This window comes from Streptomyces chengmaiensis (assembly GCF_029846775.1).
GTDB classification, from domain to species: Bacteria; Actinomycetota; Actinomycetes; order Streptomycetales; family Streptomycetaceae; genus Streptomyces; species Streptomyces chengmaiensis.
Genome location: NZ_JARWBG010000003.1, coordinates 234,079 through 258,176 on the forward strand (window position 1 = coordinate 234,079; position 24,098 = coordinate 258,176).

The window sequence follows — 24,098 nt, forward strand, 5'->3', positions numbered from 1 at the left end:
AGTGTTGGGGGTCCCGCCGGAGCGGCAGCGCCATGACCGGCGCGCCGGAGCCGACCGAGCCGGCCGGCGTGGTCGCGCCGGCCGGCTCGGGTGCGCGCGTCAGCGGCGCGCCGTCACTTGACGGCCGTCAGCAGCGGCTCGATCTCGTCGATCGCGTAGGGGATCGACAGAACGGTGTTAAACGAGAAGGCCGCGCCGATGTCCGGGTCCTGGTACGGGACGAACAGGTCGCGCTTCTCCTGGTGGACCTTCAGCTTGCTGTAGAGCGGTTCGGCCTTGATGCGGTCGTTGGCCTCGGTGCTGGAGGTGACCCAGACGAGCCGGTCGACGTCGAGGACGTTCAGCTTCTCGGCGCTCAGCTCGGCGACGTTCCAGCCGGGCTTGGCCATGGTGTCGATCTCGGGCTTGAGCTTGAAGCCGAGCTCGGAGAAGAAGATCGCCTTGGGGTCGGTCTTGGTGAAGGCGGAGTACTTGCCGGCCTCGAAGCTGTCGGCGACCGCGATGGTCTTGCCTGCCCACTCCGGGTGCTTGTCGCGGACGGCCTTGAAGCGGGCGTCGACGTCGGAGATGAGCTTCTCGGTCTCGCTCTCCTTGCCGAGCGACTTGCCGATCTGCTTGGTCATGACCTGCCAGGGCGCCCCGTAGTCCGGGAAGTCCTTGGGCTGGGCCACGACCTTGGTGAACTTGGAGAGGGTGTCGTACTGCTCCTTCTTCATGCCGGAGTACTGGGCGACGACCAGGTCCGGCTTGAGCGCCGCGATCTTCTCGATGTTGTACTCGTCGCGCTCGCCGACGATCTGCGGCTTGTCGGAGCCCCACTTGTCCTTGGCCCAGGGCCACTTGCCGTACGGGTCCTCCTTGAACCAGTCGACCGCGCCGACCGGCTTGATCCCCAGGGCCAGCACCGCGTCCTGGTCCGAGAGACCGAGGGTGACGACCTTCTTGGGCTCCTTGTCGATGGTCGTGCTGCCGTACTTGTGCTCGACCGTCACCGGGAAGGCGGAGGAGGACTCGGCGGCGTTCGACGTGTCGCTCGACGGCTTCGACTCGGTCTTCTCGGCGCCGCCCCCACAGGCGGTGAGCGCGAGGGCGGCGGCTGCGGCGACGGCCGCCCTGGGGACGTTTCTGACGAGCCGCGCCAGAGCGGGGCGTGGACCAGTGGTCACGGGTGTTCCTTTCACGGGGGTTTCACAGTGCGTGCCGCGCCCGCCGGATATGACGGCGCTACCGGCGTGCGGGCGGTGTGTGTGTGGGGGGGGGTGGCCGGCGAAGGCCTGCGGGGCCCTGAGGCCTCCGCGGTCTCAGCGGGCCGAGCCGATGCCGTCGGCGATCTGCCGGGTCTCGGCGGGGACGGGCGCGAGGCCCTGGCCAAGGACCGAGTCGAGGATCTCGCCGACCCGGATCGCGGTGTTGGACAGCAGGGACGACGTGATGCCGTGGGTGTGCTCGGTGCCGCCCTGGAGGTAGATGCCGCAGCGCAGTTCGGGCCGGGTGGCGATCCGGTAGTCCCGCTGGACGCTGATCCGGTCCTGCTCGTCGCGGTGGCACAGGTCGGCGACCGGGCCGAGGAGACCGGTGGGGTCGGCAGGGCTGTAGCCGGTGGCGTAGACGACCACGTCGGCGTCGAGGGTGGTGTCCTCGCCGGTGACGAGGGAGGTGACGGTGGCGCGGACCTTGTCGCCGGAGTCGTCGACGCCGGTGAGCCGTGAGACGTTGAGGAAGCGCAGGCGCTCGGCGCCGAGGACCTTCTCCTGGTACGCCTGGCGGTACAGATCGTCGATCAGGTCGATGTCCACCACGGAGTAGTTGGTGTTGCCGTGGTAGTCCATCAGCTTGCGCTTCACGTCGTCGGGGGCCGTGAAGTACTCGTCGACGGCCTGGGGGTCGAAGATGCGGTTGGCGAAGCCGGAGTCGTCGGCGGGGCTGTAGCCGTAGCGGGAGAAGACGGCGCAGACCTCGGCCCGGGGGAAACGGCGGTGCAGATAGGCCACGTTCTCGGCGGCGCTCTGGCCGGCGCCGACGACGACGAAGCGCTCGGGCTCGGCGCCTTCGAGGCCGTCGACCTTGGCCAGCAGCTCGGAGGTGTGCCAGACGCGGTCCGAACGCTCGACGCCCTCGGGCATCACCGGCCGCAGGCCGGTGCCGATGACCAGGTTGCGCGCCCGGTGGACCACGAGCTCCGCGCCGGAACGGGCGGTGACTTCCAGGTACTCGACCACGCCGTCGCGTTCGACGGGCTCGACGGCGATGACCTCGTGGCCGTAGGAGACCATGTCGTCGACCTTCGCCGCGGCCCACTCGAGGTAGTCGTGGAACTCCACGCGCAGCGGGAAGAGGTTCTTGTGGTTGACGAAGTCGATCAGGCGGCCCTTGTCCTGCAGGTAGCACAGGAAGCTGTACTCGCTGGCCGGGTTCCGCAGCGTCACCAGGTCCTTGAGGAAGGAGACCTGCATGGTCGCGTCGTCGATCAGCATGCCGCGGTGCCAGCCGAAGCTCTGCTGCCGCTCGAAGAAGTGGGCGGTGACCGCTTCCTGCCTGCCGACGCGTGCGTTGTGCTCGCTGAGCGCTATCGCCATGGCCACATTCGACGGGCCGAAGCCGATGCCTATGAGGTCATGGACCAGAGGTGCGTCGCCAGGAAGAACCTGAGACATGTCACTCCCATCGTGCGGGACAGCCGCCTGTGAGGCGTGGGTGAGAACAAGACGCCGGACACACCGGAGCGGCGGCCAAGCGGAACTTAGGTAAAGCTAACCTGATCTGGCCAACCTGTCGACGTGGGCAAAAGAGACATTTCACCCATCGCACCGTCAAACTGCCTGACAACACGGCCCATTTGCAGCCTTAGGTAAGGCTTGCTTTACTTGCCTGCGGTCAATCGCTCTTCAGAGGAGGAACCCGATGCGGGTCGTCATGTTCGGCTATCAGACCTGGGGCCACCGCACCCTGCAAGCGCTCCTGGACTCCGAGCACGACGTGGTGACGGTCGTGACCCACCCCAAGAGCGAGCACGCATACGAGAAGATCTGGAGCGACTCGGTCGCCGACCTGGCCGAGGAGCACGGCGTCCCCGTGGTCATCCGCAACCGGCCGGACGACGACGAACTGTTCGAGATCCTCAAGCGGGCCGACCCCGACATCATCGTGGCCAACAACTGGCGCACCTGGATCCCTCCGCGCATCTACGGCCTGCCGCGCCACGGCACACTCAATGTGCACGACTCCCTGCTGCCCAAGTACGCCGGCTTCTCCCCGCTGATCTGGGCGCTCATCAACGGCGAGCCCGAAGTCGGCGTCACCGCGCACATGATGGACGAGGAACTCGACGCGGGCGACATCGTCATGCAGCGCGCCGTCGCCGTCGAAGGGACGGACACGGCCACCGACCTGTTCCACAAGACCGTCGACCTGATCGCGCCGGTCACGATCGGAGCGCTCGATCTGATCGCCTCCGGACAGGCGGAGTTCACCAAGCAGGACCGCTCGCGGGCCACCTTCTTCCACAAGCGGTCCGAGGAGGACATCCGCATCAACTGGGACTGGCCGGCCGAGGACCTGGAGCGGCTGGTCCGCGCGCAGTCCGCCCCCTATCCGAGCGCCTACGCCTTCCACAGGGGCAAGCGCCTGGAGGTGCTCTCCGCCGTGGTGTCGCAGGGCCGCTACGGCGGCACGCCGGGCCGCATCTTCTACCGCGAGGGCGACGGCGTGGTGATCGTCGCAGGCGCCGACGCCCGCACCGGCCGCAACCACGGCCTGGCCGTCACCCGCGTACGGACCGAGGACGGCCGGGAGATGCCCGCGGCCGAGTACTTCACCTCCATGGGCGGCTACCTCACCAGCCGCCCCTGACCATCGCCTGCTGCCCGCCGGCGTTCTCGCCTGGCAGCCTCGCCGCGCTGCGCCGGCTGTTCCCCGACACAGCGGTCGCCGCCGACGAGGACGCGGCCGCCTTGGGGCTCGACGCGCGCAGCCCCCTTGCACCCCGATGCCCCGGACGGTCCCGGGGCATCGGCGTTTCCGGGCCCGGGCCCGGACCTGCCCATCAGCGCCGATCGTGCACATCTGAGCATTCCACGCACATCTTTTAACAAATTCCTCATTTACCACCCTTCAGGCCTTGACTCTGATAAATGCGGATCTTTAATGGAGGAGTGAGCATATGAGAAAGGAATGCTCATATGAGCAGAATTCGCCTTATGCCTTATGCCTGATGCGGAGCGTGCGGCGGATCATCCTGAAGGGCCGAGAAAATGACCACGGCGATCGAATGCGCTGTCATCCCCGGCGCCGTTGCAGCACCACGCTCCTCTGCCGCGCTCCAGCTGCGGGCCGTCGAGCCCTCCGCCCGGCGGGCACGGGCCTTCACCCGCACGTGGCTGCGCCGGTGGGGCGAGGACGACCTCGTCGACCCGGCGCTGCTCGTCGTCTGCGAACTGGCGACGAACGCGATCCGACACGGCGCGCGGGACTCCGCAGGACAGGGAGGCGCCCGGACGCCCGCCCCCCGGATCACCCTGGTGCTGACGCTCCGCCCCGACGCCCTGGACATCGAGGTGCGGGACGGCTCCGCGGTCCTGCCCCTCCCGCGCACCGCAGGCCGGGACGACGACTGCGGCCGCGGACTGATGATCATCGAGGCGCTGGCCGAGTCCTGGGCGTGCGGCCTGGCTTCCGACGGCGGCAAGTGGGTGCGAGCCAGCCTGTCCCGCTCCCCCGCCGGCCCCGCTCGGTGAGGTGTGGTCATGAGCGCTCAGGACAAGCCGAACCGCGGGGCCCGCGCCCACCACCCGGGCCCCGAGGAACTGGTGCAGACGGCCGCCATGGCACGGCGGTTCTATCTGGAGGGCAAGTCCAAGATCGAGATCGCGGAGGAGTTCGGCCTGAGCCGTTTCAAGGTGGCGAGGACCCTTGAAGCCGCGGTGCGCGACGGACTGGTGCGGCTGGAGGTCCGGCTGCCCGCCGAACTGGACGACGAGCTCTCCGACGCCCTGCGCACCCGCTACGGTCTCAGCCACAGCATCGTGTTCCGCTGCCGCCCCGAGGACGCCGACGACCCGGCCCAGGTGACTCGGCGCCTCGGCAGCGTCACGGCCGGGCTGCTGTCCGAGATCGTCATGGACGACGACGTCCTCGGGCTCATCTGGGGACCCGAGATCGAGGCGCTCGGCCCGGAGCTGACCACACTGGCCCGGTGCTCCGTCGTACAGCTCTGCGGGGTGACGCCGCTGCGACCGGTCGACGCGAACGCCGTGGAGGCGGTGCGCCGGGCCGCGTCGGTGGCGAGGGGCCCCGTCTACCCCGTCTACGCGCCCCTGCTGCTGCCCGACGCCGCGACCGCGGGGATGCTGCGCCGCCAGCCGGGCATCGTCGAGGCGGTCAGCCGTTTCGACCGGATCACCAAGGCCGTCATCACGGTCGGCGCCTGGGGGCCCGGGCTGTCCACCGTCTACGACGCGCTGAGCGCCGCGGAGCGCGAGGAGTACCGGCTCCGCGGGGCGTGCGCCGAGGTGTCGGGCCATCTGCTCGACGCGGAAGGGCGGGACGTCGCCCCGGAACTGACGGAGCGCATCCTCGCCATCAGCCTTGACGAGCTGCGCGAGACACCCGAGGTCATTCTGCTGGCCGACGGGGTCGTCAGGTCCGAGGCCACCGCCGCGGCCCTGCGGACCGGGCTGTTCAACGGCCTCGTCACGGACACGGGCGTCGCCGAGCGCCTGCTGGCCTGAGGACGGGTGAGTCACATGAGGACGGAACCCCGCACCGCGCGGCCGAGGCTCCCCGCCGTGCTCACCGCGTTCATCGCGAGCGCCGCCCTGCTGCTCTCCGGGTGCTTCGCCGGGGCCGGGGGCGGCGGCCTGGCGGACAGCGGCGGGAACGCGGTCAACGTGCTGATGGTGAACAACCCGCAGATGACCGATCTGCAGCGGCTGACGAAGAGCCACTTCACCCCGCAGACGGGCATCGAGGTCCATTTCACGGTCCTGCCGGAGAACGACGTACGCGACAAGATCAGCCAGGAGTTCGCCAACCAGGCCGGGGTCTACGACGTGGCGTCCATCAGCAACTTCGAGGCCCCCCTCTACGGAAAGTACGGCTGGCTGGCGCCCCTCGACGACACCGTCGCCAAGGATCCGTCCTTTGACCAGGCCGACATCCTCGAGCCGATCGAGGAAGGGCTGAGAGGGGACGACGGCAAGCTCTACGCCGAGCCGTTCTACGGCGAGTCGTCCTTTCTGATGTACCGCAAGGACGTCTTCGCCGCCAAAGGGCTGAGCGTGCCGGAACGGCCGACCTGGCAGCAGGTCGCGGCCCTCGCGGCAGAGGCGGACGGCGCCGAGCCCGGCATGAAGGGCATCTGCCTGCGCGGCCTGCCCGGCTGGGGCGAGGTCTTCGCACCGCTGACCACCGTGGTCAACACCTACGGCGGCACCTGGTTCACCAAGGACTGGCAGGCGCGGGTGAACGGCGACGGCTTCACCGAGGCGGCGACGATGTACGTGGACCTCGTCCGCGCGCACGGCGAGCCGGGAGCCGCACAGGCCGGGTTCGCCGAGTGCCTCAGCAGCTTCCAGCAGGGCAGGACGGCCATGTGGTACGACGCCACATCCGCCGCCGGGCTGCTGGAGGCCGAGGACTCGCCGGTGGCGGGCAAGGTCGGCTATGCGATGGCGCCGGTGCACCGGACCGAGGCGTCCGGCTGGCTGTACTCCTGGGCCTGGGGCATCCAGGCGGCCAGCGAGCGGCAGGAGGCCGCGGCCGCGTTCGTCTCCTGGGCCTCCGGCAGACAGTACGAGGAACTCGTCGGCGAGGAGCTGGGCTGGGCGAGAGTGCCCGCCGGCAAGCGCGCCTCGACGTACGCCAACCCCGAGTACCAGGCGGCGGCGTCCTCCTTCTACCGGATCGCCGAGCAGTCCATCGTCAGCGCCGACCCGCGCGATCCCGGGCTGCAGCCGCGCCCGACCGTCGGCATCCAGTTCGTGGACATCCCCGAGTTCCCCGACCTGGCGACCAGGGTCTCCCAGGAGATCGCCGCGGCCATCGCGGGCCGCACCACGGTGGCGGCGGCCCTGGACCGCGGCCAGGATCTTGCGGAGCGGGTCGCCGCCGAGTACCGAACCGACTGAGCCGGTCCGCGAGAAAGCGCAGCGATGAGCACTGCCCCCACACCCAGACCGAAACCCTCCGAGGACGCCGACCGGGCCCGGCGAGCCCGGCAGCGGCGGGACGCCTGGGCACGGCGCGGCCCCCTGCTGCCCGCCGTGCTGTTCCTTGTGGTCTTCACCCAGCTGCCGTTCGCCGCCACCCTGGTGATCTCCTTCTGGGAGTGGAACGCGCTGCGGCCCGGGCAGGGCGGATTCACCGGGTTCGACAACTACCGGGAGGTGTTCGGCGACCCGGACCTGCGCGCGTCGGTGCTCACCACCATCTGGCTCACGGCCGGAGCGGTCCTGGTCAGCCTGGTGCTCGGACTGGTCGCGGCGCTGCTGCTCGACCGCAGGTTCCCGGGCCGTGCGCTGGTGCGGACCTTCTTCATCACGCCCTTTCTGATCGTGCCGGTCGCGGCCGCGCTGCTGTGGAAGCACGCGCTCTACAACCCCGAGTACGGGCTCCTCAACGGCACGCTGACCTGGGTGTGGTCCCTGTTCGGCTCCGCAGACCCGCCGCAGCCGGACTGGATCACCCGATGGCCGCTGGCCTCCGTGACGGTCTGCCTGATCTGGCAGTGGACGCCGTTCATGATGCTGATCCTGCTCGCCGGCCTGCAGAGCCGCGACACCGAGGTGGCGGAGGCCGCACGGGTGGACGGCGCGAACGCCTGGCAGATCTTCCGCCATCTGACCCTGCCGCATCTGCGGCCCTATCTGGAGCTGGCCGCACTGCTGGGCTCGATCTACATCGTGCAGAACTTCGACGCGGTCTTCACCATCACCTCCGGCGGCCTGGGCACCGCCAATCTGCCGTACACCATCTACCGGACCTTCTACCAGGGCCATGACTACGGCCTGGCGTCCGCGGCCGGAGTCGTGGTCGTCCTCGGCGCCGTCGTCATCGCGACGCTCGCGCTGCGCCTGGTCTCCACACTCCTGCGAGAGGAGCAGCGATGAAGAGCAGCGCTACGGGCCGGGCCCGCGGCACGGCCGGCGGCCCCGGCTTCCTGCGACGGCACACGAACGCCCTCTGGGGACTGGCCGCCTGGGCGATGGGGCTGTTCTTCCTGCTTCCGGCCGCCTGGATGGTCCTGACCTCCTTCCACAGCGAGACCGACGCCGCGACAAATCCCCCTTCGGTCGCCGCGGAGCTGACGGTCGACGGCTACCGGGAGTTCTTCGGCGCCTCCACGGGAGCCAGCCCCTGGCCGACGCTGGCCAACTCCGCGATCGCGGCCGTCGCGTCGACCGGGCTTGTGCTCGCACTGGCGATCCCGGCCGCCTACGCGCTGGCGGTCAGGCCGGTGCGCCGCTCGTCCGACGTGCTGTTCTTCTTCCTGTCCACCAAGATGCTCCCGGCTGTCGCGGGCCTGCTGCCCGTCTATCTGGCGGCCAGGTACTTCGGGCTGCTGGACAACATCTGGCTGCTGGCCGTCCTCTACACCGCGATGAACCTGCCGATCGCCGTGTGGATGATGCGGTCGTTCCTCGCGGATATCCCGGTGTCGATCCTGGAGGCGGCCGCGATCGACGGCGCGGGACTGCTCACCGTCTTCCGCTCCGTCATCATCCCGCTGGCCGCACCCGGCATCGCCGCCACATCGCTGATCTGCTTTATCTTCAGCTGGAACGAGATGCTGTTCGCCCGTGTGCTCACCGGTGTCCGGGCGGCCACCGCCCCGGTCTTCCTGACCGGATTCGTGACCAGCCAGGGGCTGTTCCTCGCTCAGCTGTGCGCGGCGGCCGTCGCCGTGTCGCTCCCGGTGCTCGCCGCCGGATTCGCCGCCCAGGACAGACTGGTCCAGGGCCTGTCCCTGGGAGCGGTCAAATGACGGCCGACCCGCTGACGGCGGAACCGGCCGCCCGGCCCGGCTGACTGCGGCTGCGCCCCGCGCCGCTCTCGTCGGCCGGTGCGGCCGGCTGTCTCAGGGCGGCGGCCGGGGCCGACCTCGCGACGGAGGTCGTCGGTGCGCACCGGCTGCCGGGCGCCTCGGGGCCTCCCCACGGCAGGAGGCTGCGCGTCAGCGCTGCGTCCGGCTGCTCGCCGATGCCCGTCAGCGCGGCGCGGGCGCGCAAGCGGTGCCGGCAGTGGGTGAGATGCCCCTCACGGACGGGGCCGGGTGGGACCGTCGGGGCCGGGCGCACTGTGCGATAGGTTTTGCACGCTCTTGACCTGCGTCATCTGGTTCCGACACGGAGACTGAACTCTGGTATGGAAGATATATCCGATATCGTCAGCGGACTTGGCCGCGCCGGCGCCTACGGGGCACTCGGCGTGGTGCTGCTGATCCTGGGCATGGCCCTCGTCGACGTGCTCACCCCCGGCAGGTTGACCCGGCTGATCTGGGAGCGCCGCAACCGCAACGCGGCGATCCTGCTGAGTTCGGCGCTGCTCGGCGTCGGGGGCATCGTGTTCATGTCCATCTGGACGACGTACGACGACTTCGGCAAGGGCCTTGTCTCGACCGCCGCGTTCGGGCTGCTCGGTCTTGCGATGATGGCGGTGGCCTTCTGGGTGGTGGATCTGCTGACGCCCGGCAAGCTGGGCGCGACGCTGGTCGACGAGGAACCGCACCCGGCGGTGTGGGTGACCGCCTCCTGCAATCTCGCGGTGTCCGCCGTCGTCGCCGCCTCCATCGCCTGACGTAATCACCGCCCGACCTTCGGCCCGGCGCCGTTATCGCGCCGGGCCCGCGGCGTTGGCCTGGCATATGACCCGTTCATCTTCGACTGAGGAGACCGGATGCCAGCGCTCACCCTCGCCCGTGTTCACCCGGGAACCGATCGGACCCCGGCATGAGGCGCAGGAAGGCCGCCCGCGCCCATCAGGCGGGCCCACAGGAAGTGTCCGAGTCGGAGCGGCTGCTGTTCGGCGGGCCGCTCCGCTACGAAGGAGGCTGGAACCACCACGACGGCTCGTTCCTCGAGCTGAGCCTGCGGGCGATGCTCGCACGGATGCCCCGGCTGATCGCCGCCACGGTCCGGCTGGCCCACCGCGCCGACGCCCGCGCCCTGCGCTGGGTGGCCGGCGCCGAGCTGGGCGGCGGCCTCGCCCAGGCCGTGGGGCTCGTCGCGGTCAATCAGGCGCTGGCCGGGCTGCTGGGCGGCGGGGCGACGGGTGAGCGGCTGGCGGCCGCCGTCCCCGCACTCTGCCTGGTCGCCGCAGCGGCGGCGATGGGCGCGCTGTTCAAGTCCGCCTCCACCGCGGGGACCGGCCGGCTGGAGCCCAAGGTGTTCCGCGTCGCCACCGAGAAGTACCTGGAGCGGGTGGCGCGAGTCGAGCTGGCGGCGGTGGAGGACGAGGAGTTCCACAAGCTGCTGGACTCCGCCCAGTGGGGCGCGGAGTCCGCCCGCCGGATGATCAGGTTCTGCACGTCGGTGATGACGGCGGCCATCTCGCTGATCGCCGCCGCGGGTGTGCTGACGGTGCTCCACCCCGCTCTGCTGCCGCTGCTGGCCGCCATGACGCTGCCGAGTGCGTGGAGTTCGCTGACCATCGCCCGCCGCCGCTATGTCTCGTTCCACACCTGGGTGCAGCATGCGCGGGCGGGGCAGCTGCTGGGCCGGCTGCTGATCGACACCCAGGCGGCCCCGGAGGTGCGGGTCCACAACATCGGCCCGTTTCTGCTGCGGCACTTCCGCACCATGGCCGAGACCGGAGAGCGGGAGCAGACCCGGCTCGCCCGGCTCGCCGCCCGCACGGGGCTCATCGCGTCCGGCTGGACCGGTCTCACCGCCGCGGCCACCTATCTGACCCTGGGTCTGCTGCTGTGGTCCGGCAGCATGGACCTGGCCGTCGCCGGCACGGCCGTGATCGCCGTGCGCACCGGCTCCGCCAGTCTCGAGGGACTGGTCATCCAGCTCAACCTGCTCTACGAGGAGAGCCTGTTCGTCGCCGACCTCGACCGGCTCTGCCGGGAGGCGGACCGCCGGCTCATCCCCGAGGCGGGGCGGCCGCTGCCGGAGAAGGTGCGCGCGATCCGCTTCGAGAACGTCTCGTTCGCCTACCCCGGCGCGGCGGGCGACGAGCCCGCGCTGAGCGGTGTGGACGTCACCATCCGCACGGGACGGATCGTCGCGCTCGTCGGCAACAACGGCAGCGGCAAGTCCACACTGGTGAAACTGCTCTGCGGGCTGTACGTGCCCGACTCGGGGCGTGTCCTGTGGGACGACGTCGACGCGGCCGAGGCCGACCGCACCGCCCTGTTCGACCGGGTCGCCGTCGTCGCGCAGGACTTCTTCCGCTGGCCCTTCACCGCCCGGGTCAACGTCGCCATCGGCCGTCCGGACGCCCCCAGCGACGAGGAACTCCTCGACGCCGCCGCCCGCTACGCAGGGGCGGACGAGACGGTCGCCGCGCTCCCCCTCGGCTGGGACACCCTGCTGGCCCGCGGCTACAAGGGCGGCCACCAGATCTCCGGCGGCCAGTGGCAGCGCCTCGGCATCGCCCGCGCCCGCCACCGCGACGCGCCCGTCCTGGTCGTGGACGAGCCGACCAGCGCGCTGGACGCGGAGGCGGAGCAGCGCGTGTTTGACCAGATCCGCGACCTCGCGGCCGAGGGCCAGACGGTCGTCCTCATCACCCATCGCCTGCACAGCGTCCGGCACGCCGACGACATCTATGTGCTGGAGCGCGGCCGTGTGATCGAGCAGGGCACCTTCGAGGAGCTGATGCGGCCTCATGGGCCGGGTGTCTTCCGCGGGATGTATCTGACGCAGTCCCGGCAGTACGGGCACGAGGGGAAGGCGGCGGTCCCGGCGCAGAAGAACGGACGCGGGGAGGTGGGTGGCGGAGCGTGACGCCTGCGGGACGGGGTGCGGCCGCCTCCCCGGACTCCGTCCGGGGGCATCCCCACAAAGGCACGCTCGGACGGGGAGGCACGCTCGGACGGGCTGGAATCGGGCTGCGCCCGATTCCGGCCTCGCCGGCCTCGGAGGCGCGGTGGTACGGGGCGAAGCCCCCGGGAACGGGGGGCTGGGGCGGAGACGCCGAACCTCAGGCGCCCGAGTCGCTCTTGATGATGCCGACCACCGCGCCGTACGGGTCGAGGAACATCGCCATCCGGCCGACGCCGGGCGCGTCCATCGGCGGGAAGAGGGTGGTCGCGCCCCGCTCAATGGCCCTGGCGTACACGACGTCACAGTCCGCCACCTCGAAGTAGGGGTGCCACTCGGGGCGGGAACCGGCGTCCAGATTCTCCTGGCCGAGCTGCATGATGCCGCTGTGCGAGGCGTCCTGACCGCCGCCGGGCGAAGAGGCGATGGTGTAGCCCGTGGGGCCGAAGTCCATGTCCTGGAGGTCCCAGGAGAAGACGGAGCGGTAGAAGTCCTTCGCGGCTGGGGCGTTGGTGGTGTACAGCTCCAGCCAGCACAGGGTGTTCACGTCGGTGACCGCCTCCAGGCCCGCGGTGTCGCGCGGCTGCCAGACGGCGAAGTCCGCGCCGGCCGGGTCCGTGTACGCGGCCATGCGGCCGGCCGTGAAGACATCGTCCGGCTGCACCCGCACCCGTCCGCCGGCCTGTTCGACCGCCTTGGTCGTGGCGTCGGCGTCGGCGGTCTGGAAGTACGGCGTCCAGGCGGAGCCCGCACCCTCCTCCGTGAGCGGGCCGACGGCGGCGACGGTCTTCCCGTCGAGCTTGAAGAATCCGTACCCTCCTGCCTCCGGGCCCGCGGATTCGAGCTCCCAGCCGAACAGGGCCTCGTAGAAGCCCGCGGCCGCCTCGACGTCCGGTGTGCCGAGGTCGATCCAGTTGGGTGCGCCCGCGACATAGGAAGTCGTCAGCATCGCAACCTGCCTTCCTCGCCTCCCCCCGACATACGGGGGTGACGACGTGGTTGATCGGTCGTGCTCAGAATGGCACCCGCCACTGACAGCGGCCGGGCCGACACCGCGGTCCCTCCCCCGGACAGGCCCCTCCCTCGAGCCGACCCTTCCGCCCCTGAGCAGTGACAAGGGTTTTCCCCGTATCGGCTTCCTCCGCGGTTTCCCTACTGTCTCCCGCACCGGCGGTTCCCCCTGCTGACTCCTGACTGTCAGGTGCATGTAACGCACGGGTTTCCGACCGGTGACGGCCCCGTACGGGGGGCCGTCGCGCCGGCGGCGGCGCACGGGCGTACCCGGCCCCAGGGGACTGCGGACTGCGACCCCCACGAAGCACCGCAGTCCCCGCGCCGCCCGCTTCGCGCTCCGACCCGTCAGCCGCTCCGGGAGTCGCCGGAGCCGCCCTGAAAGGGATCACCTTGAACGGTTCCAGGCGGAGACTCATATCCGTCGTGGCCGCTGCCGCCACGATCCTCGGCGTGACCGCCACCTCGTCCGCGGCCGTCGCCGCACAGGCGGGCCCCTCCGACCGGCCCGTCGCCCCCGCTGCCCAGTCCATGGCCCAGGACGCGCCCGACGCCGCGCCCGTGGAGAAGGTCATCGTGACCTACAAGTCACGGACCGCCGAGGCGACTTCGAACTCCGCGGCGAAGACCGACGCCGCCGAGAAGGGCAGGAAGACCGGCGAGAAGCTGTCCTTTGAACGCCGGCTGGCCGGCGGCGGCGCGCTGGTCGACCTCGGCGGCGGCGCCGACGCCAAGGACGTCACGGAGGTCATGGACGCCTTCCGCGACGACCCGGCCGTCGCGTCCGTCGAGCCCGACATCCGCGCCTTCCCCATGGCCGTGACCCCGAACGACACGGACTACGCCAAGCAGTGGGACTTCTTCGAGTCCACCGGCGGCATGAACGTGCCCGGCGCGTGGGACACCACCACGGGCAGCGGCGTCACCGTCGCCGTCATCGACACCGGTTACGCCGGGCACAGCGATCTCAGCGCGAACACCGTGTCCGGCTACGACTTCATCTCCGACTCCGCCGACGCTCGTGACGGCAACGGCAGGGACGGCGACCCGACGGACGAGGGCGACTGGAACGCCACCGACAACGAGTGCTACTTCGGCTCAAAGGCCGGCGACTCGTCCTGGCACGGCACGCATGTCGCGGGCACCGTCGCCGCGGCCGCGAACAACAACAAGGGCGTGGCCGGCGTCGCCTACGGGGCGAAGGTCCAGCATGTTCGGGTGCTCGGCAAGTGCGGCGGCGCATCCTCGGACATCGCCGACGCCATCACCTGGGCGTCGGGCGGCTCCGTGCCCGGCGTCCCGGCCAACCCCAACCCGTCCCAGGTGATCAACCTCAGCCTCGGCGGCGCCAGTTCGACCTGCCCGAGCGTCTACCGCAACGCCATCAACGGCGCGGTCTCGCGCGGTACGACCGTCGTCGTCGCGGCCGGCAACAGCAACGCCGACGTGTCCGGCTTCACGCCCGCCAACTGCGCGAACGTGATCAACGTGGCGGCCACCAGCCGTGAGGGCAACCGTTCCTTCTACTCGAACTACGGCAGCGGCATCGACATCTCCGCCCCGGGCGGCGAGACCCGGCGCGCCACCGACACCCCGGGCACCGTCACCACCCCCGAGAACGGCATCCTCTCGACGCTGAACTCCGGTGCGACCACCCGGTCCTCGGAGAACTACGAGCCGTACATGGGCACCTCCATGGCGGCCCCGCACATCGCCGGTCTCGCCGCGCTGCTGAAGTCGGCCGACTCCTCGCTGACCCCGGCCGAGATCGAGACCGCCATGAAGGACAACGCCCGTCCGGTGCCCGGCAGCTGCTCCGGCGGCTGCGGCGTGGGCATCGCCGACGCCGCGAAGACCGTCGAGGCTGTCACGGGCGGCACGCCCGGCGGCGGTGGGGGCGGCACCTTCAGCAACACCTCGAACGTCACCATCTCGGACAACTCCACCTCCGTGTCCTCGCTCTCGGTGACCGGGGTGACCGGCAACGCGCCGTCCGACCTGAAGGTCGGGGTGGACATCGTGCACACCTACCGCGGCGACCTGGTCATCGACCTCATCGCCCCCGACGGCAGCGCGTACCGGCTGAAGAACTCCAGCGGCAGCGACTCGGCCGACGATGTGCTCGGCACATACACGGTCGACGCCTCCTCGGAGCTCGCGGCCGGCGTCTGGCAGCTGCAGGTCCGCGATGTGTACCGGGGTGACACCGGCTACATCGACGCCTGGAGCCTCACCTTCTGACCGACCGGGAAACTTGACATCAGTGCTGGTCAGGGGCGTGTCAGCGGCTGTTCGCCGCGGGCGCGCCCCGTCCCGCTGCCGGGGGGCCCGAAGCCCCCTGCTGTCCACATGGCGGACAAGGGGCCTGGATTCCGCTGGCCGAGTTCGTATCCTCTGCTCAACTCGCGGGGGCAGGGGGTCCGCGCATGCCGGAGGGGGTGGGCAGGGTGAAGCCGACAGCGGGGCGCGCCACGCCCGTCGGGCGGGCCGACCTCCTCGACCGCCTCACGGGTGTGCTGCGCAGGCGGGGGCGCGCCCTGCTCACCGGGGCGGCAGGCGTCGGCAAGACCGAGGTCGCCCAGGCCGCCGCGGCGCGCGCCGGCGCGCTGGGCGACACCGTGCTGTGGCTGGCCCCGCAGCCGGCGGACCGCCGTATACCCGGCGCGGCCGCCGCCGCGCTCGTCGCCTCCGTGCCCTCCTTCGCGCTGGACGGGCTGCCGGAGCCGCAGCGGACCGCGGTCTCGGTGCTCTGCCGGGAGGCCGAGGCCCCCGAGACTGGCTGGGACCCGATCGCGCTGCGGCTGGGTGTCGCGCACATCCTGCGCACCCTCGCCGCTCACGGTCCCGTGCTGCTCGTCGTCGACGACGTCCAGCTCATCGACGCGGACAGCGCGGACCTGCTGCGCTTCGCGCTCCGTCTCGCCCCGCCGGAACTGCGTGTGCTCACCGTGGAGACCCCCGCGCCGTACGCCCCGGCGCCGCTCGCGGAGTCCGCCACGCCCCTGGCTCCGCCGGTCGGCGGCCGGCGACCGGACCCCCCGAGGACACACGGCGCCGAGGCCGCGCCGGGACGGGGCGGAGCGGCGGACGGCGGCGGCCGGCCGCCCGGGAACGCGAGCCGACAGGAGTCTCCCCGGCGCCGCGCCGAGGAAGAGGACCTGCCCGGTACGCATGTGGGGCGCGATGTCCCCCATGCGCCCGACGGCGGAGGCGACGGTCCGGCCGCGGGTTTGAGCCCGCTCCGCACAGGGGATGCGGCTGAGCCGACCGAAGGCCCGCCGCCCGGGCCGACGCCGGGCGGCGACCGCGCGTACCCGGCGTACGGCGCCCTCCCGGCGGGACCCCATACGACGCCAGCGGCCGTGGACTCCGGAGGGCTCCCCCTGTGGGTGCCGTCCGAGGCCGATGTGCTGCTGGTGCCGCCCCTGCACGCCGACGAGATCGCCGAACTCCTCGTCCACCACCGGCTGCCCTCCCGGATGGCGGGCCGCATCCACCGCGCCAGCGGCGGCAATCCGCGGCTCGCGCTGGCCGTCGGCCGGTCCCTCGCGGACGCCACGACACCCGTACACCACGCGGAGGCGCTGCCGTTGTCCGGGCGCGCCCGGGATCTGGCGCGCCGGATGCTGGCGGCCGCCTGCCCTTCCGTACGGGCCTCGCTGCTGCTCGCCGCGCTCGCGCTGCGGCCGACTGCATCGCTGATCCGGCGGGCCGGACGCCCGGACGCCGAGGCGGAGCTGGCCGCCGCGGAGCGGGCCGGTCTGGTCACGCTGGCGGAGGACGGAACGGTGGCGTTCACCGCCGGTCTGCTGCCCTCGACGCTCGTCCACGACACAAGCTGGACGGCGCGCAGCGAGGGCCATGCGGCGCTGGCCACCGTGGCGGACGACCCGGTGGAGGCCGTACGGCACCGGGCGCTGGCCGCCGACGCCCCCGACGAGCAGCTCGCCGCGGAGGTCGCCGAGGCCGCGCGGACGGCGCGCCGGCTCGGCAACAGCACGCTGGCCGCCGAACTGGCCCTCCTCGCCGCCGTGTCGACGCCGGGCCTGCCGGCCGGCCGGCGGCTGACCCGGCTGGCGGACGCCGCGCAGGAGGCCGCACGCGCCGCGCGCGCCGATCTGGCGCTGCGCGCGGCCGGCGATCTGCTGGCCCGCGACGCCGAGCCCGCAGACCGGGTGCGCGCACGGCTCGCCGTGCTGGACACGGCGGGGCAGGGGCTGACGGATCTCGACGAGCTCTATGTGCACGCGATGGAGGACTCCGAGGGCGATCCCGGGCTGCGTGCGGCGGTGCTGCTGCGGCTCGCGATCAAGTACGTGCTGGCGGACGGGGATCCGGTGCGTTCGCGGTCCGCCGCCGTGGAGTCCGCCCGGCTCGCGTCCTCCGCGGGCGACCGGCACACCGCCGCGCAGGCGCTGACGCAGCAGGCCCGGATGGACCGGGTGCTCGGCGCGCCGGAGGCCGAGGAGACGCTCACCGAGGCGCGTGCGCTGGAGATGGCGGACCGACCGCTCGGCATCCGCAACACGGCCCAGATCCTGACCATCCGTCATGCCCTGTTCGACGACCGTCTGGACGACGCCCGCGACCGGCTGCACGCGCTGCTGCCGCTGGTGGAGCGGCGCGGCCCGGTGGAGGACTCCATCGAGCTGTTCCGCACACTGGCCGAGGTGGAGTCGCGGCGCGGCCACTGCACGGCGGCGCTGTCCCACGCCGGGCGGTCGCTGGCGCTGACCCTGGAGGCCGGCCTGTCGCCGGGGCCCGCGTGGTTCGCACTGGCGGTGGCCGAGACCGCGGGCGGCAGCTTCGCCCGCGCCGCGAGCTACGCCCGGCGCAGCGCCCAGGCGTCGGAGGAGGAGGGCGACCATGTCTTTCTCTCCCGCAGTCTGTACGCGCTGGGCCGGGTGCAGTTGGCGGTGGGGGATGTGGCCGGCGCTTTGGAGACGCTGCGCCGGGTGCAGGAGGGAGAGAGCGCCCATGGGACCGCCGACCCGTCGATGCTGCGCTGGCACGAGGAGCTGGCGGAGGCGCTGCTGGCGAACGACGCCCTCCAGGAGGCCGAGGAACTGCTCGCGGACGTCGGCCCGGTGGCCGAACGGCTGGGCCGTAGGACGGTGCTGCTGGGCTTCGACCGGGTGTACGCGCTGTGTCTGGCGGCGGGCGGCAAGCCCCAGGAGGCAGCCGGGATGCTGGCGGGGACTGCGGAGAAGTTCGCCGCGCACGGCCTGCCGCTGGAGCAGGGGCGCTGTCTGATCGCGCTGGCCCGGGTGGAGCGGCGCCGGCGGCGGCGGTCGGCCGCGCAGCAGGCGCTGCAGTCGGCGGCCGGGGTCTTCGAGCGGGCGGGGGCCGCGCCCTGGCTGGAGCTGGCCGCGGAGGGCCCGTCGCGTCCTTCGCGGGCGGCCCGCGCCGAGGCCGCCGCGTCCGCGGACGGCAGCGCGCTGTCGCTGCTGACCGAGGCCGAGTTGCGGCTGGCGCAGCTGGTCGGCCAGGGGGCGAGCAACCAGGAGGCGGCGGCCCGGCTGTACCTGAGCGTGAAGACGGTGGAGGCCCGGCTCACCCGGATCTACCAGAAGCTGGACGTACGCTCCCGTGCACAGCTGGCTACGGCGCTGAGCGCCCGGCCCGGGGGGCGCGCGGCGCCGCGTGCCACGCCGGTCCCGGGCTAGTTGTTCTGCACCGGGGCCCCCGCGCTCCTCTTGCGCCCGACGCAGGGCTCGGGGGGCCGGCCGAGGGTCGGCGGCCGGTCCTGGGCGGGCGGCGGCCGGTCCTGGGCGGTCAGCGGCTGGCGTTCACTCCGGCGAGGACGGCGTTGGCCAGGCGGGTGACATAGGCGTCGTCGGTGGCCCCTCCCGCGGCGAACACACGGAAGTACAGGGGCGCGCCGAACAGATCGATGGCCAGGCTCAGATCGATGTCGGCGGGCAGTTCGCCGCGGTGCACGGCGCGGCGCAGCACGGTCGCCACCGCCACTCTGCGGGGCACGATGACCGACTCGTGCAGGCTCTTGCCCAGCCGGCCGTTGCGCGTCGACTCGGCGAGCAGGTCGGGGACGATTCGGGCGACGAGGGGATGCCGGAGTGCGTCCATGGCGTCCCTGATGAAGCGCTCGATGTCGCCGTGCAGCGATCCGGAGTCCTCCGTGGTGGGCAGGTGTTCCTCCGCCACCTCGGAGACCAGGTCGAGCACCATGGCCTCCTTCGAGGGCCAGCGGCGGTAGAGGGCCGCCTTGCCGACGCCGGCTCGGCGGGTCACCGCCTCCATGGACATGCGGGCGTAGCCGGACTCGGCGAGTTCCTCGAAGACGGCGTGTCTGATCGTCACGGTGACCGACTCCCGCAGGACCGCGGAGCCCGCGGGCCGCCGGCTGGGCGAGGTCTCGCTGCGCATGGCCATGATCCAGAGAGTAACACGGAACGGAACCGTTGCGTTTCGTTGTTCCCGGGTGTAGCTTTCCCGGCCAAGGAATGCGGAACGGTACCGTTCCGTTCTTGTCGGGGTCTGCCGAGGGGCCGGTGACACCATGAGGATCGAGCCCGCCGCCGCTCGTACGGACGCCGCGAAGGTGCCGCCGCACCGGGCCCGGGTCGTCCTGGTCGTCCTGGCGCTGTTCATCGTGATCAACGCCGCGGACAAGGCCGTGCTGGGGCTGACCGCCGATCCCATCAAGGACGATCTGGGGCTGAGCGCCACCGAGTTCGGCACCATCGCCAGCAGCTTCTACCTGCTGTTCAGCGTCTCGGCGGTGCTGGTCGGCCTCCTCGGCGACCGGATCCGCGCCCGTCCGCTGCTCGCGGCGCTCGCACTGGTGTGGGCCGCGGCCCAGCTGCCGATCCTGCTGCCGGCCGCCGGGTTCGGGGCTCTGGTGGCCACCCGGGTGGTGCTCGGCGCGGGCGAGGGTCCGGGCTATCCACTCGCCAACCACACCGCCTTCACCTGGTTCCCCGAGCGTGAGCGGGCACTCCCCTCGGCCGTGGTGATGGCCGGGGCCGCGGGCGGCACGGTCGTGGCCGCCCCCCTGGTGATCCTGGTGAGCAACACCCTTGGCTGGCGGGCCGCGTTCGGCCTGCTCGGCGCAGTCGGCGTCGTCTGGACGCTCCTCTGGCTGAGGGTCGGCGGCAGCGGGCCCTACACGGGCTCCCTCGACGTCGCCGGGCCCGCGCCCGCCGAAGACACCGCCGAAGACACCGCCGCCGGAACCGGCAGCGACGCCGTCGCGGGCGCCGGCCAGGCGACCGGCCGGGCGACCGACGTCGGACTCTGGCGGATCGTCACCACCGGAACCTGGCTGGGCGCCACCTTCTCCGGCTTCGCCGTGATGTGGACCCTGGCGCTCGGCTTCGCCTGGCTGCCGCTCTTCCTGGAGGAGCAGGCGGGCTTCAGCGACGCGGCCATCGGCGGAATCATCGGACTGCCCGCCCTGTCCATGGCCGTCCTGGTGCTGACCGCGGGCGCCGTCGCCCAGCGGCTGCTGCGGCGCGGCGCGACCGCACGGCTCGCCCAGGGCCTCGTCGGCGCGCTGCTGCCGCTCGCCGCAGGGCTGTGTCTGCTGCTCACCACCCGCGTCACAGCGGCCGCGCTGCTGCTGCCGCTGGTCGTCATCGCGTTCTCCGCGGGCAACGGGCAGACCCCGCTGACCCAGGCGGCCATCGCGGACGTCTGCCCGCCGGCGCGGAGCAGCGCCGCCTTGGGGCTCTCCTACGCCGCCGCCGCGCTCTCCAGCCTGCTCGCCCCCTATGTGACCGGACGGATCATCGACGCCGCGCCGCACGAAGCCGCCGGATACGCCCACGCCTTCGACGTCGCGGCCTGGCTGCTGATCGCGGGCGCGGTCGTCTCGGCGCTGCTGATCCGCCCGGACCGCGACGCCGCCGCTCTCCGGCGGGCGGCCGCCTCCCCGCTCTCCCCGCCACGAAGGAGTGAGTGCTGATGCTCTCCGACATCGCCGTCGTCCAGGGTGCCCGCACCCCCGTCGGCCGCTACAACGGCGCGCTGCGCTCGCTGCCCGCCCACCGGCTGGGCGCGCTCGCCGTCCAGGAGGCGCTCATCCGCGCCCGCGTCGATCCGCACAGCGTCGGCGAAGTCGTCATGGGGTGCGTGGGTCAGGTCGGCCCGGAGGCGTTCAACGCCCGGCGGGCGGCGCTGGCCGCCGGACTGCCGGTCCAGGTGCCCGCCTACAACGTCAACCGGCTGTGCGGCTCCGGGCTGCAGGCGGTGTGGTCGGCCGCACAGAGCCTGGCCCTGGGCGGGGCCGAGACCGCGGTGGCGGGCGGCAACGAGTCGATGACCCGTCAGCCGCTGCTCGACTACGGCGAGCGCGCGCCCGACGAGCTGAAGGGCGCCGCCCGGATCGACGGCACCGCATCGCTGACCTGGGACCCGTTCGGCTGCTATCCGATGGGGACGACGGGCCAGATCGTGGCGGACCGGTTCGGCGTCTCCCGGATCCGGCAGGACGCCTGGGCCGCCGAGAGCCAGCGGCGCGCCGCCGCGGCCATGGAGCAGGGCAGGTTCAGCGGCCAGATCGTGCCCGTGATCACTCCGGACGGCGCAGTGGAGCGCGACGAACACCCCCGCCCGGGAACGACCGTGGAGATCCTCGCCACGCTCAAGCCCGCCTTCGCCGCAGACGGCACGATCACCGCGGGAAACTCGTCGGGCGTCAACGACGGCGCGGCAGCCGTCGTGCTGCAGCGCGGTACGGCGATGAGCCCGGGCGTCACTCCCCTGTGCCGGCTGCGCGACGTGGCGGTGACCGCTCTGGAGCCGGAGATCATGGGGTTCGCGCCCGCCGGGGCGATCCGGAGCCTGCTGCGGCGCAGCGGACTGAGCCCCGACGACATCGATGTGATCGAACTCAACGAGGCGTTCGCGGCCCAGGTGCTGGCCGTCATGGACGACCTCGAACTCGACCCCGCCGTGGTCAATCCCAATGGCGGCGCCATCGCGCTGGGCCACCCCATCGGGGCGACCGGCGTGATCCTGCTGCTCAAGGCCGCGTATGAACTGCACCGCACCGGCGGCCGGTTCGGCGTGGTCGCCATGTGCATCGGCGGCGGCCAGGGCATCGCCGCCCTGATCGAGAACCCGGACGGCCGCTGATGACGCCCGACCACGCCTGGCATCCGACGCAGGAGCTGCTGGAGCACAGCAACGTCGCCGTGCTGTGCCGGAAACTCGGCGTCGACGGCTATCGCGAACTGCAGCGGCGCTCCGTCGCCGACCCGGACTGGTTCTGGACGCACGCCATGCGGGACATCGGCGTCGTCTGGGATGTCCCGCCGCTCCGGATCCGCGGCGAGGACCGCCGCATCGCGACCACCCGCTGGTTCCCGGGCGGCCGCACCAATCTGGTGGACTCCTGTCTGGAACGCCACATCAGCGAGGGCCGCGGCGACTCGATCGCCTTCCGCTGGGAGACCGAGGACGGGACCGGAGGGCTCCTCGACTACCGGCAGCTGGCCGAGCGCTGCGCCAGGATCGCCTCGGGGCTGCGGGCGCTGCACATCGGCGTGGGCGACCGGGTCGGCGCCTACCTGCCGCCGGGGCGCGAGGCGTTCGAACTGCTCTTCGCCTGCGCGCACATGGGCGCGGTGCTGGTGCCGATGTTCTCCGGTTTCGGCGTCGACGCGCTGGCAGAGCGGCTGGCCGACGCCCGGGCCAAGGTGCTCGTCACCGCCGACGCCACCGCGCGGCGCGGCGTACGGCACGACATGGCGGCGATCGCCCGCCGGGCCGCCGCCGAGGCGAACACGGTCAGGCATCTCGTCGTCGTCGGCCGCGACGGCGCGGAAAGCCTCCCGGAAAGCCCGGGTGGAGTCAGGCCGGTCTCCGGCCGGGCCGCACCCCGGCCGGAGACCGTGCGCTGGGAGGAGCTCACCGCGTCACCGCCGTGTCCCCGGGTGTCTCTCCCCGCCGCCGCGCCGTTTCTGCTGCTGCACACCTCCGGCACCACGGGCCGGCCCAAGGGAGCCGTGCACACCCACGGCGGGTTCCCGGTGCAGGTCGGCTCCGAGGTCCGCTACAACCTCGACGTCAGACCCGGCGACGTGGTGTTCTGGGTCACCGACCCGGGCTGGGTGATGTTCCCGCTCGTCGCCGTGGGCAGCACGCTGGCGTGCGCGAGCGTCCTCGCGTACGACGGCGCGATCGACCACCCTGAGCCCACCCGGCTGTGGCGGCTGCTGGAGGACCACGCCGTCACCGTCTTCGGCAGCTCCCCCAGCCTGTCGCGGTCCCTGATGGGCCGCCCGCTGCCGGACGCCGCCGCGCCGCGCCGCGTGCGCATCCTCGGCTCCACGGGCGAGCCGTGGACCGAGGACGCCTGGCACTGGTACTCCGCGGAGTTCGGCGGCAAACGGTGCCCCGTCATCAACATCAGCGGCGGCACCGAGGTCGGCGGTTCCCTGCTGGGCTCGGCGCCCACCCTGCCGCAGTCCCCGTGCAGCTTCTCCGGACCCTGCCTGGGCGTCGACGCCGCGATCGTGGACGCCGCAGGCGAGCCGGCCGCCGAAGGCGAGAAGGGCGAACTGGTCGTCAGGCAGTCCTGGCCCGGCATGACCCGGGGCCTGTGGCGTGCCCCGGGGCGGTTCGCCCACACCTACTTTCGGCGGCGGCCGGGCCTGTGGTCCCACGGGGACCTCGCCTCTGGCGTCGGCGACGAGTGGTTCGTACACGGCCGTATGGACGACGTCATCAAGGTCGCGGGCAAACGCCTGGGCCCCGCCGAGGTGGAGCAGGCGGTACTCGGCCACCCCCGCGTCGTGGAGGCGGCCGCGGTGGGCGTGCCGCACCCGGTCAAGGGCGAGTCGCTCTGGTGCTTCGTCGTGACCCGGGAAGGGCCCCTCGCCGAGGCGGAGTCGGCACGCATACGCGAACGGGTGGCGGCGGCCCTCGGCCCGGCCTTCCGGCCCAGCCGTGTGGTGGCCGTTCCGGGCCTGCCCAGGACACGCAACGGCAAGGTGATGCGCCGTCTGATCAGCGACCTGATCAGCGGCGACCCGCCCGGCGACCTGTCCGCGCTCGTCGATGCCCGCGTCATGGACGCGATCCTCGCCGCGGTGCGTTCGCAGCCCAGATGAACCGAGCCACACCAAGAGGGGAGCC

General features: G+C 72.1%; 17 protein-coding genes. 13 read left to right on the forward strand and 4 right to left on the reverse strand.

The features are described from left to right. Positions 1-113 precede the first annotated feature (113 nt). Positions 114-1,166 (reverse strand): iron-siderophore ABC transporter substrate-binding protein, encoded by a 1,053-nt coding sequence (locus tag QCN29_RS04365; protein ID WP_279926332.1) that lies wholly within the window; start codon positions 1,164-1,166, stop codon positions 114-116. Between the two features lie 135 nt (positions 1,167-1,301). Continuing rightward, positions 1,302-2,654 (reverse strand): lysine N(6)-hydroxylase/L-ornithine N(5)-oxygenase family protein, encoded by a 1,353-nt coding sequence (locus QCN29_RS04370; protein WP_279926334.1) that lies wholly within the window; start codon positions 2,652-2,654, stop codon positions 1,302-1,304. 247 nt (positions 2,655-2,901) lie between these two features. Between QCN29_RS04370 and QCN29_RS04375 the strand changes: the two genes are divergently transcribed. The 8 genes from QCN29_RS04375 to QCN29_RS04415 all read left to right on the forward strand — a co-directional run bounded on the left by QCN29_RS04375 (position 2,902) and on the right by QCN29_RS04415 (position 11,948). Further along, entirely contained in the window at positions 2,902-3,849 is a 948-nt protein-coding gene (locus QCN29_RS04375; protein ID WP_279926335.1) for a methionyl-tRNA formyltransferase, read from the forward strand. Positions 3,850-4,250: 401 nt separating this feature from the next. Beyond that, complete coding sequence (locus QCN29_RS04385; RefSeq protein WP_279926336.1) at positions 4,251-4,733, forward strand: ATP-binding protein; 483 nt, start codon at positions 4,251-4,253, stop codon at positions 4,731-4,733. A 9-nt stretch (positions 4,734-4,742) separates the two neighbouring features. After that, on the forward strand, positions 4,743-5,726 hold the full coding sequence (locus tag QCN29_RS04390; protein ID WP_279926337.1) for a sugar-binding transcriptional regulator: 984 nt from the start codon (positions 4,743-4,745) through the stop codon (positions 5,724-5,726). A gap of 15 nt (positions 5,727-5,741) precedes the next feature. Beyond that, positions 5,742-7,124 carry an ABC transporter substrate-binding protein gene (locus tag QCN29_RS04395; RefSeq protein WP_279926338.1) on the forward strand — a complete coding sequence of 461 codons (1,383 nt, stop codon included), beginning with the start codon at positions 5,742-5,744 and terminating at the stop codon, positions 7,122-7,124. A gap of 24 nt (positions 7,125-7,148) precedes the next feature. Next, positions 7,149-8,105 carry a carbohydrate ABC transporter permease gene (locus tag QCN29_RS04400; RefSeq protein ID WP_279926339.1) on the forward strand — a complete coding sequence of 319 codons (957 nt, stop codon included), beginning with the start codon at positions 7,149-7,151 and terminating at the stop codon, positions 8,103-8,105. Further along, on the forward strand, positions 8,102-8,980 hold the full coding sequence (locus QCN29_RS04405; protein ID WP_398859112.1) for a carbohydrate ABC transporter permease: 879 nt from the start codon (positions 8,102-8,104) through the stop codon (positions 8,978-8,980). Before QCN29_RS04400 ends, QCN29_RS04405 begins: the two co-directional genes overlap by 4 nt. 389 nt (positions 8,981-9,369) lie before the next feature. Then, a complete protein-coding gene (locus tag QCN29_RS04410; RefSeq protein WP_240135757.1) occupies positions 9,370-9,792 on the forward strand; it encodes a DUF350 domain-containing protein in 423 nt (140 codons plus the stop codon). A gap of 152 nt (positions 9,793-9,944) precedes the next feature. Then, entirely contained in the window at positions 9,945-11,948 is a 2,004-nt protein-coding gene (locus QCN29_RS04415; RefSeq protein ID WP_279926340.1) for an ABC transporter ATP-binding protein, read from the forward strand. Positions 11,949-12,144: 196 nt separating this feature from the next. On the opposite strand, the gene QCN29_RS04420 is transcribed toward QCN29_RS04415, so the two are convergent. Continuing rightward, a complete protein-coding gene (locus QCN29_RS04420) occupies positions 12,145-12,933 on the reverse strand; it encodes a VOC family protein (protein ID WP_279926341.1) in 789 nt (262 codons plus the stop codon). Positions 12,934-13,421: 488 nt separating this feature from the next. Between QCN29_RS04420 and QCN29_RS04425 the strand changes: the two genes are divergently transcribed. Beyond that, positions 13,422-15,236 carry a S8 family peptidase gene (locus QCN29_RS04425; protein WP_279926342.1) on the forward strand — a complete coding sequence of 605 codons (1,815 nt, stop codon included), beginning with the start codon at positions 13,422-13,424 and terminating at the stop codon, positions 15,234-15,236. Positions 15,237-15,421: 185 nt separating this feature from the next. After that, positions 15,422-18,661, forward strand: a complete 3,240-nt coding sequence (locus QCN29_RS04430) for an AAA family ATPase (protein ID WP_279926343.1) — start codon at positions 15,422-15,424, stop codon at positions 18,659-18,661. A gap of 109 nt (positions 18,662-18,770) precedes the next feature. Here the strand turns inward: QCN29_RS04430 and QCN29_RS04435 are convergent, their stop codons facing one another. After that, complete coding sequence (locus QCN29_RS04435) at positions 18,771-19,388, reverse strand: TetR/AcrR family transcriptional regulator (protein WP_279926344.1); 618 nt, start codon at positions 19,386-19,388, stop codon at positions 18,771-18,773. Between the two features lie 127 nt (positions 19,389-19,515). Here QCN29_RS04435 and QCN29_RS04440 point away from each other — a divergent pair, with 127 nt between their 5' ends. Genes QCN29_RS04440 through QCN29_RS04450 form a run of 3 tightly spaced genes read left to right on the forward strand, consistent with a single transcriptional unit; the run spans position 19,516 to position 24,073 of the window. Next, complete coding sequence (locus QCN29_RS04440) at positions 19,516-20,922, forward strand: MFS transporter (RefSeq protein ID WP_279926345.1); 1,407 nt, start codon at positions 19,516-19,518, stop codon at positions 20,920-20,922. Continuing rightward, positions 20,922-22,094, forward strand: coding sequence for a thiolase family protein (locus QCN29_RS04445; RefSeq protein WP_279926347.1), 1,173 nt, complete (start codon positions 20,922-20,924; stop codon positions 22,092-22,094). Before QCN29_RS04440 ends, QCN29_RS04445 begins: the two co-directional genes overlap by 1 nt. Then, positions 22,094-24,073: an AMP-binding protein gene (locus QCN29_RS04450; RefSeq protein WP_279926348.1), complete on the forward strand. Its 1,980-nt coding sequence runs from the start codon at positions 22,094-22,096 to the stop codon at positions 24,071-24,073. The genes QCN29_RS04445 and QCN29_RS04450 overlap by 1 nt, the downstream gene beginning before the upstream one ends. Positions 24,074-24,098: the final 25 nt, after the last annotated feature.